Here is a 15,403-nt window from a genome sequence, read left to right on the forward strand (position 1 = left end):
TACTTCCAATATTTAAGTAATTTTAGACTTACTTTTAAAATACAGATCACAATTTCCTCCATTCGATAATGAAAGGATCTTTCAAGCGAATATTTTTTGGTATTCTTCTTTTATTCATAATTCTTTTAGGCTCAATTTATGGCATATTAAGAGTGCCATATGTTCAAAACCTTGTCATTCAAAAAATCACTTCTTACGTTTCTGAAAAAACAAATAGTGATTTTCAAGTTGGATATATAGCTCTAAATTTTCCGAAATCTTTAGTTTTGGAAGATGTGGCCCTTATTACTCCAAAAAATGAGACTTTATTTTCAGTTCAAGAACTGTCAGTTGATATTGACTTTGAAACTGTTTCACTAGAGAAAATCATTCTTGATGAAATTGCCATTATAGGTTTGCAATCTACGGTGGTGATGAACAGTAATGAGAAATTTAACTTTGATTATCTAATAGAAGCATTTTCTTCAGGTGAAGAGGAAGTGGTAGTAGAAGATACAACTACTTCACCATTGCCTGAAATCGTCATTCATTCGATTTTGATTGAAAATACTTCTTTCAATTATATTGACAGTGTACTCAATCTTACCGCTGAAGTGGGGATAGGCCGAGCGGAAACTTCAATTCCTGAGATTGATTTAAATAATGGTGTTTATACCATCAATTATTTTGATCTAGAGAATTCAAAAGTCAACTATACTCAATTTGGGCCGATGCCTGTTAGTGATGTTCCTACAGCTGAAGAAAGTGAGGAAAATACCGAAAGTTCTCCATTTATACTACAGCTGAAAAAAGGGAAAATTGCTAATTTCTCTCTTGAATACAATGAAAATGTAATCAACGAAAAGGCACTTGTCAAAATTGGTCTTTATGAGATCAATGATCATTTGGTAGATTTGGAAAAGACTATTATTTCTATCGGTGAGAATAAATTAACAAATTCATATATAGAATATGCTTTGGTTTCCGATACAACAAAAGTTGAAGAGCCTTACATAAAACCAAAGCTTACCGAACTCAATTCATTGGACTTAGGATGGAATATAGATATTAAAGAAACTCAAATTGAGAAACTTTCTTTAAAATATGATGACAACCTTTATGCTCCTGTTACATCAGGTCTTGACCCTAATCATATTTATTTTCAGCAAATTGATAATGTAACAAATGATATAGCGATCAATGATGAAAAAATAGATCTGGAGGTTTTCTCTTTTTACTTAAAAGAAAAAAGTGGGTTTAAAGTCAATAATTTAAGAACTAATGTTTCTGTAAAACCTCAATCATTATCAGTCAGCAACTTATTATTAGAATTGAATAATAGCTTTCTTCAAAATGATCTCTATTTAAAATACCCTAACTTATTTTTGATAGGGGATTACCCTGAAGAGTTATACTTCAAAAATGCTCTGAAGAAAGCTCATATCGCATTTAGTGATGCCTCTATTTTTGATCCTTCTTTAAAATCGGATACACTAATTCAACCTTTCTTAGCACATGATTTAGACCTAAAAACAGTAGTAGAGGGTAACTTATCACAAATGTCAATCGATAACACTGAACTCTCCACTTCACTAGGTATTAGTACATTTTTCAAAATGGACTTAGCCAATGTCATGTCTGATGACTCGTTGCGTTACGATATGTCTATTGATTCACTTCAATTCTACACACCTCCGCTTTTAAGTATATTTCTGGATTCCACGATGCAGCAAGAATATAGAATTCCTCGAAGAATTCAAGGAAACATTAAGGCTCAGGGAGGATTAACAGACGTATCAACACAATCTGAAATTGATATTTTTGACAATGGTTATTTCACACTTGATTTTAACCTTAAGAATGAAGATGAATACCATTTAAATACCAAAACCCACGACTTAGATGTTGGAAGAATATTAAAAGATTCAACCATAGGAAAGATCAGTACTGACTTAACTTTAGATGGAAAAGGTTTTGATGTTGAGAATGATTTGCTTGCTGAACTTTCATTTAATCTTCAAAAAGCAGAATACAACGATTACGACTATCAAGGGCTATCCATGCATATGAACATTGATAGACAATCTGCAAAGTGGGAAGCGACTGCTGATAAAGAAGCAATGAATTTTGACCTAGTGGGTAGTGTTGACATGAACAAAGAAATCCCAACAGCTTCTATTAATGGTAAGGTAAATGTGATTGACCTCTATGAATTGAATCTATACGAAGATACATTGGCCTTCGGAATGGATATCGAATCCAATACAATTGGTTTTGATGTAGAAAATCTAAACTCTACACTCAACATAAACAAAATCTATTTTATTCAAGATAAAGAAAGACATGATATCAATTACATACGATCACATGTAGAATTAGACAGCACACACTTCTTTGTTAATTTAGAATCAGAGGCTGTCGAAGCTCGTGTCGAATCTGACGTTACACTTGACAGTATCTCAGTAATGATAGAACGTTATTTCTCTCAATTCTTGTCATCAAGAGAAATGATTGGGCAACTGCCTCCATCAAATGGCAATTTGAATGGATACTTAAAAATCAAAGACAATGAATTACTGACAAATGGTACTATCAGAGGTCTTGACAGTTTAGAATTAGAAAAATGCGAATTTCATTTCAATGGAGCTGCTAATACCTTTGACTTTGATTTAAACATATCAAAATTAGCCTATTTAGATTATGAATTGGATACTATTTATACTAACGTCCATGCAAATACTAAAGAGCTAATATATGATATGGGTTTCCAACGTTTCTTGATGCTTGGGTATGAAGATTACGCAGCGTACAATTGGAATTTTGGAGGGGATGCTTCCAATAACCACCTTAGTTTTAAGACAGAAGGTTTTAATGAAGACCGTCAGAAACAATGGCTATATTTAGGAGGTGACCTTCAATTAGATTCTACGACTTACAAATTTAGTTTAAAGGATAAGATTATTGCGAATAATGAAAAATGGTCGGTAAACAGTGATAACTACATTTTATCTGATGGTAATCTCCCTTACGTCAACAACATAAACATTCGAAAAGGAAAGCAAGTCATTAAGCTAGAGACTAGTCAGTATGATGAAAAAGACACAGTATATACTTTTCAGATTGAGCAATTTTCCTTAGACTCGGCAACATATAATTCAAAAACAGATACTTCATTAATTAATGGAGAAATAAATGCCCTTGTAAATATTGGAGATTTACATAATGGCGGAAACCTTACTTCAGATTTATCAATTGTAGATTTCGGTTTTTTCAATAACATTATCGCTACAATTAAAAATACAGCTTCCAATACTAGAAATAAAGATATTTACCTAAATGAAACTAGTATCAAAGGTGCTATTGGTGATATGTCTTCTAAAGCAACATATAATTTAGTGGACAGTATTTCACCACTTGATTTATCCATTGATATTAAGGAATTAAGACTTGATGCTTTTGAGAAATTCACAGAAGGATATGCCTCTAATTTTAGTGGTGGTTTTCACGGTGGTATTAAAGTAAAAGGATTAGGAAAAGCACCTTTAAATGTTGGTGGAGAGATCTTAATGAATAAACCATCATTTAAAATCGACTTTTTAAATATCAGCCTTACCGGAATTGATGGAAGTATGCTATTTGATAATTCAGGTATACATTTCAAACAATTTGGTTTTAAAGATGATGAAGGGCATTTAGCATTACTGAAAGGTGACATTGAAACTGAAAATTATGAAGACTATAATTTCAACTTAAGGTTCTCTGCCGATGATATTACCTTAATTAATTCTACATCAAAAGATAATCCTGAATACTTTGGAAAGTTGATCATTGGAAACCTTACTAAAATCAAAGGACCGTTGGATCATCTTTTAATCGATTCCGATGTGAGAATTAGTAGAGGTACTGACCTGACCTATGTATATATGGATGGAGGAGTTGGCGACATCGATACAGGAGATGATATTGTCAATTTTGTCGAAAAAGGGGACACAACAGTTGTCCGAAAGAAAGGCGACAACTACGAAATTTCAGCAACCATACGTATTGATGAACAATCGATTTTCAGAGTAGTGATTGACCCAAGAGCTGGTGACGCTTTAACCCTTGTAGGAGGTGGTACATTAAACGTAAGAATGGATGCTGGTGACGATATGGTCATGTCGGGGCAATACATCATAACAGAAGGAGATTACTCAATGACTTTTTATCAGTTGATGAATAAGAAATTAAAATTGGCCAAAGGTAGTAGTGTCCTCTGGACTGGAGATCCTTATAATCCTCAAGCCAATATGACCGCCATCTATGAAGCTTCTACATCACCTTATCCTTTAGTCGCCAATCAAATTGAACAGGCAGAAGCCAATCAATATAAAGCAAAAAGAAAGTTTGTGGTTTATATGAATATGAATGGAGATGTGATCAAACCAGAACTTTCATTTAAACTAGACTATCCAGAAGGTAGCCAAGGTGGAGATAAAATTGCATCGGCTGTAGAAAATCTAAATCAAGATGAATCTCAAGTAAACAAACAGGTCTTTGCTTTACTTATTTTAGGTACATTCTTAAATGATGCCGGTGGAGAAGGCGCAAGTACTTCTGATATGGTTACTGGTTCTGTAAGTTCTATCATCAGTCAACAATTAAACAATGTCACGGATAATCTTACCAATGGTTTTGTGGATGTTGATTTCGACTTAGATTCCTATTCACAATCCGACAAAGGACACCAAAGTAATAGAACAGACGTTGGTGTGACACTCAAAAAGACTTTATTCAATGATCGATTGAGTGTGTCAGTGGGTGGTAAAATGGCTGTCAATGGCAACCAAGCCAGCAATAACTCCAACAGCTTCAACACGGATTTCTTGTTAGAGTATAAACTGCTCAATGATGGAACGCTGAAAAACCGATTATTCAGGTCTATTGATGCTCAATATTTCACTCCAGACGTGTTTAAAACAGGTGTTTCTGTTGTTTTCACTAAAGAGTATAATAACAGCAAAGAGCTATTTATTAAAAACCTTGATAAGAAAAAAGACATTAGAAAAAGAATGGGTATGATCAAGAGATCAAACTCAGGCGGTGGCATGATGAAAGCAGCTGATTCTGATAGTACTTCGAAAGGAAGTGGTATGAGACCAGCAGTGAATGATTCTGTTACAATTGATACAGATTCTTCTGCGACACATATCCAAATGGATAGTACTATAAATGAAGGCTCGAATCCTACACCATCTAATCCTATGGGGCAACAAAAACCTCCGATAGATGAATCAAACATTCTTCATTTATTTCTCCCAAATCAAAAAAACGAAACGACGATAATATCATTGGCTCAAAATGATGAATAAATTATTTTTTAATATTTCACTTATCTTACTTCTCGCACTAAATAGCTGTAGAATTACAAAGTACATTGAAGAAGATAAAGCTTTTTATACTGGTGCAACTATAGAATACCATACCGATACGGTTGGAATTGATGGAGACTTGAAATATGCTCTTCTTGAAGTTGCGGAAACCACTGCTCCTAATTCTAAATCAGGGGCGTGGTATTATTACAGAGGTGAGAAAGCGAAGCATCCTAAAGGAATGAAAAAATGGATGGCTAAGACTTTTGGTAGTAAACCCGTGTATTACGATGAAAACGTAATGCAGAAAACAGCTGATCTCATTCAAAATAATTTAAATAATAATGGTTATTTTGATGCAAAAGTATACCACAAAAAGAAAAGTGATAAAGCTACAAAATCGGCTAGTGTCAAATACGAAGTATATGTAAAGAAGACGCCTTACCGATTAGACAGTATTTCATGGGAATTGGAAAGTGATATACCGCTTAATCAAAAAGTACTGGCAATAAAAGATCAATCTGAATTAGTAGGAGGAGAAAGGTACAGCTTAGATAATTTTAGAGAGGAAAGAATAAGAATCAATAATGCTTTAAAAGATTCTGGCTTTTATTTCTTTAGTTCAAACTATTTAATGTTTGATCTTGATAGTGCAAACGGTGATAATACAATTGACGTCAAAGCATATTTCAAAGAAATGCCTCAAAAAACAAAGAGGTTATATACTATAGATTCTGTTCTGCTTCAGCCTGATTTTGACCTTGATGGCTTGAATGCATCAAAAAGAAAGCAAAAAATAATTGAGATTGACTCAGGAATCATTTACAAAGGTGATCCCGTCAATTTGAAACCTAAAATTTTAGAACAAACACTTCAAACAAGAACCGGTGACATTTACTCAAGACACAAACACCAAGCTTCTTTAAGACAATTTTCTGGGTTGGGTGTATTCAAATATGTAAACATGGAGTTTACTCCTAAACCTACTGATAATCCTAATTATGGTAAATTGGACGTCAATGCAAAAATGTCTCAGGTAACACTTCATGCTATTTCAACTGAATTAGCAATGTCAACATGGTCTACAGGATACTCAGGTCCTGAACTTGATATTACTTGGAAGAATAGAAATACTTTTGGTGGTGCAGAGAGACTTTCAATAACAGGCTTTACTGGTATACAAAAACAATTTGGAGGTAAAGGGAATGGAATAGACGCCATTGCTTGGTATGGTATTGACGCAAAACTATCCATTCCAAGAGTTATAGCTCCAATCGAGGTAAGACCTGGTAGTGACTTTTATATTCCATATACCAACTTTGGGGTAGGATTCAAAAGATATCACTTTCTACCAAAATACACCCTTAATTACTTTAATACTTCCTATGGTTTTGAATGGAGATCCAATGAAAATATCAAACATACTTTAAACCCTGTTGCTATTAGTTTTCAAGCTACAGGATCTACAGATAGTACAACCATCGGGCAAGCTTTTCCTTCATTGGAAGAAACGTTTAGAGATCAGTTTATTTTAGGATCAAATTATACATTTGAATACGCTCCAATTTGGGACAAGAAAAAAAGTTGGGGTAGTTTCTATTACAAAGGAGACATTGCGATCTCAGGTAACTTATGGTACGCCGCTATGCAAGCATTTGGTGGTGAAAAAAATCCGACAACGGGTCAGTATGAGATATTCGGTAGTCCGTTCTCTCAGTATGTCCGTTTTACAAATGACCTTAGGTTCTTCTTTAGAACGTCTAAAAAAGGCTCTTTAGCCAACCGTTTAGTAATTGGTTACAGTAAACCGTGGGGAAATTCTACTGCATTACCATTCGTTCAACAGTACTTTGTAGGTGGACCAAACAGTATTAGAGCATTCAAAACTAGAACTCTCGGACCTGGTAGCTATGACCCAAGTCAGAATACAAATCCAGATGAGGAAAGTCAAGATATTGGATTTGGAGAACAAGCAGGTGATTTAAAGCTGGAAGGTAGCGTAGAGTATCGTTATGATTTACACCAATACCTTAAATTAGCCGCATTTGTTGATTATGGTAATGTCTGGTTATCGAATAAAAATGATGATTTACCCGGTGGTGAATTCAAATTAGAAAATATGTTCGATGAGATGGCCATTGGAGCAGGGGTAGGATTAAGAGTTGATGTTCAATTTTTTGTATTGCGATTTGATTTTGCAGTTCCTGTCAAAGTTCCTTACGTACCAGAAGATGGTGATCAATGGGTTATTAAAAATACAAAATTCAACGACATTGTTTTCAACCTAGCCATAGGTTATCCTTTCTAAACATCAAAAGCTTAAATTAAAGAAGTATTCATTCACTTTATCTATAATTAATAATTTGTTTTTTATTCATTTCTTTGGTTAAAACAATGAATTATAATTGTAGTAGTTGTTCTTATGCCTTATTTTTGATAAGTACTCAGACAAAAATAAGATACGATCAATTTTGACTTAGTGCACCTAAACAAGGGTAAAATATATTTTTAACTTCAGATCCTAATTATTTTAATACTTAAGATTTGTATACTTTTTAATGAATGTTTTTTTCAACCAAAGTAAAAAATTTTCAACGACTTCAAGAAATCATAAAAATCTTACTTAAGTATGGGTTTGAAGATGTTGTCTCTACCACTTCATTGAGCAGGTTTGTTCCTATTGATGATTGGAAGAGAGATAATAGACCTGTGCTAAAGTTTAGTCGATCTGAACGTATACGAATGGTGATTGAAGACTTAGGACCCACCTTTGTTAAGTTTGCTCAGACACTAAGTAATCGCCCTGATATTCTCCCTCAAGATCTAATTGAAGAATTACAAAAGTTGCAGGACAATGTTGCTCCTTTTTCGGAAGAAGAAGCAATGGCAATTGTTGAGAAAGAAACAGGCATGAACCTCAATGACTTTGTATCATTTTTTGATAACAAACCATTAGGAGCAGCAAGTATTGGTCAAGTACATAGAGCACGTCTTAAAACAGGACAAGACGTCGTTCTTAAAATTCAAAGACCTGGAGCACGAGAACAAATTCATACTGACCTGAGGTTATTACGTGAGTTTGTAAAACATACCAAGCATTTCTTTGCACGATACGGCATTCTCAATCCAGATGAAATCATCGAAACATTTGAGGAGTCGATTATCAATGAATTAGATTATACTATTGAAGCGAAAAACATTGTTCAATTTAGAAACGCTCATAAGAACAATGAAAAGCTTCATATTCCATATGCTTATTTAGAGTATACCACCAAAAAACTCCTCGTAATGGAGTATGTGAGTGGTTGTAAAATTACAGATAAACGCACCATTGAATCATGGGGGTTGGATGTAAAACAAGTTGCCCTTGATGGACTACATTTATATTTAGATCAAATTTTTAATCAAGGTTACTTTCATGCTGATCCACACCCAGGAAATGTGTTAGTAAGACCTGACGGTAAAATAATACTTATTGATTTTGGAATGATTGGTCGACTTACTAAATATCAAAGGTATAGTTTTGCCAACTTTTTAACTTCAATGGGGCATGGAGATGCTAGAGGCATGGCAATGCATTTAAGGAGGATCTCTAAAGAATCTGATGCTGAAGATTTAAGAATGCTAGAGCAAGACCTTAGTGAGCTGGTAGACCGCTATATTATTCACTCTTCAGACTCTACATTAGCCGATATTACTGGAACTCTTCAAGAGATCATTTATAAGCATCATCTTGCCGTACCAGGATCCATTTTTATGATCCTAAGAGCATTAGCAATACTAGAAGGTATTTGCAATGTTTTGTGGCCTGAATTAGAGAGTCTCCCAGAAATCGAACCTTATGGTAAAAAACTAGCACAGGAACAATTCTCGATCAAAAATTTAAGTTCTGATTTTTATTATTCCTTCTATCAGATTTCTTCCTTACTCTATAACCTTCCAATGGAGGTAAAGTCTATATTGAAGAAAACCCGAACGGGAAAACTTTCAATCAATATTGAGCACAAAGGATTAGAACCTCTCATCAAACAAGTTGCAGAGTCCGCTTCCAACCTTAATATTGTTTTATTAATAATTGGATTATTGATTTCTTCATCAATAGTCATGACTTCACCGCTCACTTACTTACAAAGAAACTCAATGGGTATGCCTATGATTAGTACAATAGGTTATTCATTATCATTAATATTAATGTTTTATCTTTTAATCAAACCAAAAAGTAAAAAATAAAATGGCAAGTATCTTTACTAAAATTGTCAATGGAGAGATTCCATCACACAAAGTGTATGAGGATGACAATTATTATGCATTTCTTGATATTTCACCTGTACAAAAAGGACATACATTGTTGATTCCAAAAGTGGAAGTAGATGATATGTTTGATTTGGAAGATGAGTTACTTGCTGGTTTATATGTCGTAGCCAAAAAAATCTCAAAAGCGATCAAGAAAGAATTTCCTTGTAATCGTGTTGGGCACGCTGTTATAGGACTAGAGGTTCCTCATGCACATATGCATTTAATCCCAATTAGTTCTATGCATGATATGAATTTTGCGAATAAATTAAATTTAAGTCAAGAGGAGTTAGCAGAAATTGCTCAAAGAATTCGCATTCATTTATAAGTCAACGTTCAGTATTATCTCATGTCGTCAAAAGAAGAAGTAAAAAAACAGATAGAGCAGCTTTCTGAAAAGTTGCACGATTTAAACACTAAATATTATATAGATGGTGTTTCTGAAGTTTCTGATCAAGAATTTGATCAAATGTTACAGCAACTACAACAACTAGAAGAAGCACATCCAGAATTTCTTACCCCTGATTCACCTACACAAAGAGTAGGAGGAGCACCAACAAAGAACTTTCCTACAGTAAGACATGAAGTACCTATGCTTTCATTGTCTAACACTTACAACAAGGAAGATTTGATAGAATTCGATACTAGAATTCAAAAGGATTTAGGTATTCAACCTGGAATGGTTTGTGAGCTTAAATATGATGGTGTAGCGATTAGTCTTATCTATGAAAACGGTGTATTGACAAAAGCAGTCACAAGAGGAAATGGAGAGGAAGGTGATGAGATCACTAATAACGCCAAAACCATCAAAACACTTCCATTAAAACTCAGAGGTGATTTCCCTGCAAAATTGGAAGTCCGTGGAGAAGTTTTTATGAGCAAAGATTCTTTTGAAAAGAATAATGAAAAAATTATTGCAGAGAATGAAATCCGTAAGAGTGAGGGAAAGAAAGAGCAGCCGCTTCTGGCCAATCCAAGAAACGCCTGTGCAGGTGCTCTAAAACAACAAGACCCTAAAAAGGTAGCAGAAAGAAATCTTGATGTATACATCTACGGCATTGTTGGGGATTACGAAGATATTAAAAACCATTTTGACGCTTTAAAGACGTTACAATCGTGGGGTTTTAACATTCCTAATTCATTCGAAAAAGCAAAAGATATTGATGAGGTTTGGAACTTCATTACAAAATGGGATAAAGAACGTTTTAATCTACCATTAGAAACTGATGGAGTGGTGGTTAAAATTGATCAAGAGGACCTTAGAAGAAAATTAGGTAATACTGCTAAAAGTCCACGTTGGGCTATTGCCTACAAATACAAAGCAGAAGCAGCAAAAACAAAATTAAAAAGTATCACTTATCAAGTTGGTAGAACGGGAGCAATTACGCCAGTAGCCAATCTGGAACCTGTACAACTTGCGGGAACTACTGTAAGACGCGCATCTCTTCATAATGCCAATGAAATTGAAAGGTTGGAGCTTTTTGAAGGGGATTATGTATTAGTGGAGAAGGGTGGCGAAATCATTCCAAAAATTACTGGAATTGATAAAACCATGAGAGAAACGGATGCCACAGCTGTTGAATTCATTGATAAATGTCCTGATTGTGGAACTGAACTGATCAGAATTGAAGGAGAAGCTCAGCATTACTGTCCTAATGACAAATCATGTCCACCTCAAGTTAAAGGAAGAATACAGCATTTTGTGAGCCGTAAAGCCATGAATATCGACTCTTTAGGTGGAGAAACGATTGAACAGCTTATCGATAAAGGGTTGATCAGTACATACGCAGACTTATATACACTAACCGCTACAAAGTTGGAAGCAATGGAGCGTTTTAAACAAAAGTCCATTGATAATCTGTTATCGGGAGTTGAAGCTTCTAAAAACATCCCTTATGAAAAGGTTTTATTTGCTTTAGGAATCCGTCATGTCGGGAGTACAATTGCTGAAAAATTGACTGAAGTTTTTAAAAATATTGATGCTTTATTTTCTGCTACAGAAGAACAAATTGCTGATGTTTATGAAGTAGGAGGGAGAATCGCTGAAAGTATCGTAGAATTTAGAAATGACCCTAACAACATGGCACTCATTGAGCAATTAAAGTCTCATGGACTTCAGTTTGAGTTAGTTGAGAAAGAAAATGCTGGAACATTAAATGAAAAGCTATTTGTATGTACAGGTACCTTCTCAGTGTACTCTAGGAATGAATTACATGATCTTATTAAGCAAAACGGAGGGAAAGTACGTACTTCAATTTCAGCAAAAATTGATTATCTTGTTGCCGGAGAAAAAGCAGGTTCCAAATTAAAAAAGGCAGAAAGCTTAGGAATTACTGTTTTGACGGAAGAAGAATTTGGTCAATTACTGAAAGGGAATAATGATTAACTTACTGAAGAACAGGCTTTTAAATTACAAATTAGAGAAGGAGTCTCCATCAAATGATATCATTCACAATAATGATGTACCTTTAAGAAAGGCAACTTCGATTGGCTTTTTATTTTACATAAAAGATAAATTGATGCTTGAATCGTTATTGAATGAAATAAAAATTTTGAAGAATATTCTACCCAAATCTGTTAAAAATTTAGAAATAATATTTGTTTCTGAATTCAGTAAAACAGATTTTGAAATTCCTTTTAATTGTAAATTTATACCTATATCAAAAATTAATTGGAGTAACGATAATGTAAAGAATGATCTTCAAATATTTGTTGAAAAATCTTTCGATTATTTATTCACATATTCGTTTTCAATTTCAAAAATATTAGATCAATTAACTCGAAAATCGCATGCTACTTGTAGAGTCACATTGAGTGAACATCAAGACGAAGGCTATTGTGAAATGAAATTATTATCAAGTCAATTTGCATTTGATGATAGGGTTAAAGCAGCAGTTGAAGTTTTAAACAGAATGTAAAAAAAAGAGAGGTTAGATTTTAAAATCTAACCTCTCTTTTTTTATGACTTATTCTAGCACTATCCGTTGTTTTTGATCTCTTGGATCTCTAAACGAATATCTTGAGCAAGCTTCTTGATGTCTTGCATGTTCTTACGTACACGAGTACCAGCTGCAGCTACTTTGCTGTTGTAGAACTTCTGTGCATCTTCTTCAGTTTGCTGAATAAGCTCTTTTAATTCTGTGAATTTGTCCATTTTTTTATTATTAATTTCTATCGATGAATTAATTAAGTGTATAGCAATTTATATAATAACTTTGAAAAATTATAATATTTAAGACGAAAAAAAAGGATAAAATCTCAATTTTTTATTGAAACCTTATCCTTTTTATATTGAAATTAAAATCAATAATAAATTACTTCATTATTTGTGGTTCAGCGTTAGCATACTCACCAGATTCTAATTTATGTTTTACAGCTTTAAATGCTGAAATCGTCTCTTCTACATCCTCTAATGAGTGAGATGCAGTAGGGATTAATCTCAACATGATTACTCCTTTAGGAACAACAGGATATACAACTACTGAACAGAAGATACTATAGTTCTCTCTTAAGTCCATAATCATATTTACTGCTTCGTTTTGACCACCTTGTAAGAATACTGGTGTTACAGGAGTATCAGTTAAACCAATGTCGAAACCATTTGAAGTTAAACCGTCTTGTAATGCTGTAGCAACTTCCCAAAGTTTATCTTTTAACTCAGGCATGTTACGAAGCATTTCCAAACGCTTTAAGTTACCTTTTACTAAAGGCATTGGTAATGTTTTCGCAAAGATTTGTGATCTTGTATTGTATCTTAAATACTCAATTACTTGCTCGTCTGAAGAGATGAATGCACCCACAGAAGCCATAGACTTAGCAAAAGTAGAGAAGTAGATATCTATTTTATCTTGACATCCTTGCTCTTCACCAGCACCAGCACCTGTTTTACCTAAAGTACCAAATCCGTGAGCATCGTCAACCAACATACGGAATTGATATTTATCTTTAAGGTCAGCGATTTCTTTCAACTTACCTTGGTCACCTAACATACCGAATACACCTTCAGTAATCAATAGGATAGCACCACCTGTTTCTTCAACTAATTTTGTAGCTCTTTGTAACTGCTTTTCACAGTTCTCAATGTCATTGTGAGGGAAAACGAAACGCTTACCAACATGCATTCTCAAACCATCGATGATACATGCATGACACTCTGAATCGTATACTACAACATCTTTTCTATCTAATAACGCGTCGATAACAGACATGATACCTTGGTAACCGAAGTTTAACACCATTGTATCTTCTTTACCTACGAATGAACTAAGTTCTGATTCAAACTCTTCAATCAAGTTTGAGTTACCAGACATCATACGTGCACCCATTGGATAAGCTAATCCGTACTCAGCAGCTGCATCAGCATCTACTTTTCTAATTTCTGGATGGTTTGCTAATCCTAGGTAATTGTTTAAACTCCATGTTAATACTTCCTTACCTCTGAAGGTCATACGAGGAGCAATTTCTCCTTCAAGTTTTGGGAATGCATAATATCCATGAGCCATTTTGGAATGATTTCCTAATGGTCCTCTGTCTTGAAGAAGTTTTTCAAATAAATCCACGATATAGTCTTATTTTAATGCTTGAAACATTATTCTAATTACAATCTAAATATGTCTCAGGAGTGAATATTTAGTACTCTATTTCATATAAAATAAGCACACCTCTTTTTGAGACATTGACAAAAATCGGTTTTATAGTCCTAAAACGTACTATTATAGTTCAGCATTTAAGTATTTTTAACATAATTTTGGGGTTTATTTTAATGTAAGCCCCATTCCAACGTTAATTTGATGATAATTTGAGAATGTATAGTCCCCATTAAGAAAAACTAAACCAAATTTGAGCATTACACCACCTCCAAATTTCCAACTTCTAAGCTCAGATTCTTCCACAATTCTATCCTCAGGTAGGTTCAATGTTTTAGTCTCGTCCTGTACTAATCTATAATCACCGTTAAGCTTCGTTGTATTCTTACTATAAATGAATCCTGAGTTTACATAAATGGTAAGCAATGGTAGTGTTTTTGACATAATCAATTCAAAATCACCACCTCTCGTCAGGAAAGTCAAATTTCCAGGATCATTCACTGGTGAAACGGAGCTTTGTTCCAATGGATAATTCCCTTCGGTCTGTGTATAGCCTCCAAAAATACTTAAATCAAAGGGTGATTTCTCTTTGAAAAACCATTGAATCAAATTGTGTTTTAATCCAGCACCCCACATTTGTAATATAATTCCATTGTATTCTACCTTTGGAAAAACTCTACCCATTATTTCTGTATTCTTATAAATACCTAATCCAAACTTCAAATAGGGGAGAGCAGCTATAGGAATGTCCACACCTTTGGTTGCAGGCATAATTGCCTCAGTACCATCATCATTTTTTACGCCTATTACAGACTCAGTAGTATTTGTACCGAAAAAAGTGGGTATTTTTTCATTACCCTTTATAATTCTTACATTTTCGATATCATCAACCGTATAATGAAATTTTGAAGAGGGAATAAATACAATTGCAGAACCAAAACTGAGATCGAAACCAATAGGACGGTGCGGCCTTGCTGTATGATTCCAGCCCATACCAATTGCCCATTTATAGCTTTCGACTAAAGGGTCTGTATAACGGTTGAACAACTCCAAGCTACTTTTTTGTGCATTTTCTCCTTCAGTTGAAAATAAAGAAAGAACATCTTGAGCGTAAGAGAGGGGACTTAAAAAAAGTAATCCTATATATAGGTATAAACGTTTCAAAGGTAATAGGTCTTTAAGAACTTATATCAA

Annotated in this window: 9 protein-coding genes; 6 read left to right on the top strand and 3 right to left on the bottom strand. The window is 34.1% G+C overall.

The genetic code is table 11. From position 1 onward, the window contains the following. Nucleotides 1-68 precede the first annotated feature (68 nt). From PL77_RS09155 to PL77_RS09180, 6 genes are all read left to right on the top strand, one after another. Nucleotides 69-5,330, top strand: a complete 5,262-nt coding sequence (locus tag PL77_RS09155) for a translocation/assembly module TamB domain-containing protein (RefSeq protein ID WP_044203984.1) — start codon at nucleotides 69-71, stop codon at nucleotides 5,328-5,330. Then, nucleotides 5,320-7,638: a BamA/TamA family outer membrane protein gene (locus tag PL77_RS09160; RefSeq protein ID WP_044203985.1), complete on the top strand. Its 2,319-nt coding sequence runs from the start codon at nucleotides 5,320-5,322 to the stop codon at nucleotides 7,636-7,638. Before PL77_RS09155 ends, PL77_RS09160 begins: the two co-directional genes overlap by 11 nt. Nucleotides 7,639-7,892: 254 nt before the next feature. Beyond that, nucleotides 7,893-9,560 (top strand): AarF/ABC1/UbiB kinase family protein, encoded by a 1,668-nt coding sequence (locus PL77_RS09165; RefSeq protein ID WP_044203987.1) that lies wholly within the window; start codon nucleotides 7,893-7,895, stop codon nucleotides 9,558-9,560. A gap of 1 nt (nucleotide 9,561) precedes the next feature. Beyond that, nucleotides 9,562-9,951, top strand: coding sequence for an HIT family protein (locus PL77_RS09170; protein WP_044203988.1), 390 nt, complete (start codon nucleotides 9,562-9,564; stop codon nucleotides 9,949-9,951). Nucleotides 9,952-9,972: 21 nt separating this feature from the next. Continuing rightward, entirely contained in the window at nucleotides 9,973-12,009 is a 2,037-nt protein-coding gene (ligA, locus tag PL77_RS09175) for an NAD-dependent DNA ligase LigA (protein ID WP_044203990.1), read from the top strand. Further along, nucleotides 12,002-12,541, top strand: coding sequence for a hypothetical protein (locus PL77_RS09180; RefSeq protein WP_044203991.1), 540 nt, complete (start codon nucleotides 12,002-12,004; stop codon nucleotides 12,539-12,541). Before ligA ends, PL77_RS09180 begins: the two co-directional genes overlap by 8 nt. A gap of 59 nt (nucleotides 12,542-12,600) precedes the next feature. Here the strand turns inward: PL77_RS09180 and PL77_RS09185 are convergent, their stop codons facing one another. The 3 genes from PL77_RS09185 to PL77_RS09195 all read right to left on the bottom strand — a co-directional run bounded on the left by PL77_RS09185 (nucleotide 12,601) and on the right by PL77_RS09195 (nucleotide 15,373). Further along, nucleotides 12,601-12,777: a hypothetical protein gene (locus PL77_RS09185; RefSeq protein ID WP_044203993.1), complete on the bottom strand. Its 177-nt coding sequence runs from the start codon at nucleotides 12,775-12,777 to the stop codon at nucleotides 12,601-12,603. A 160-nt stretch (nucleotides 12,778-12,937) separates the two neighbouring features. Then, nucleotides 12,938-14,182, bottom strand: coding sequence for a pyridoxal phosphate-dependent aminotransferase family protein (locus PL77_RS09190; RefSeq protein ID WP_044203995.1), 1,245 nt, complete (start codon nucleotides 14,180-14,182; stop codon nucleotides 12,938-12,940). Between the two features lie 195 nt (nucleotides 14,183-14,377). Continuing rightward, nucleotides 14,378-15,373, bottom strand: a complete 996-nt coding sequence (locus tag PL77_RS09195) for a DUF6588 family protein (RefSeq protein WP_044203996.1) — start codon at nucleotides 15,371-15,373, stop codon at nucleotides 14,378-14,380. Nucleotides 15,374-15,403: the final 30 nt, after the last annotated feature.

The sequence above is a fragment of the Flammeovirga sp. OC4 genome, from assembly GCF_000812565.1.
Lineage (GTDB): Bacteria > Bacteroidota > Bacteroidia > Cytophagales > Flammeovirgaceae > Flammeovirga.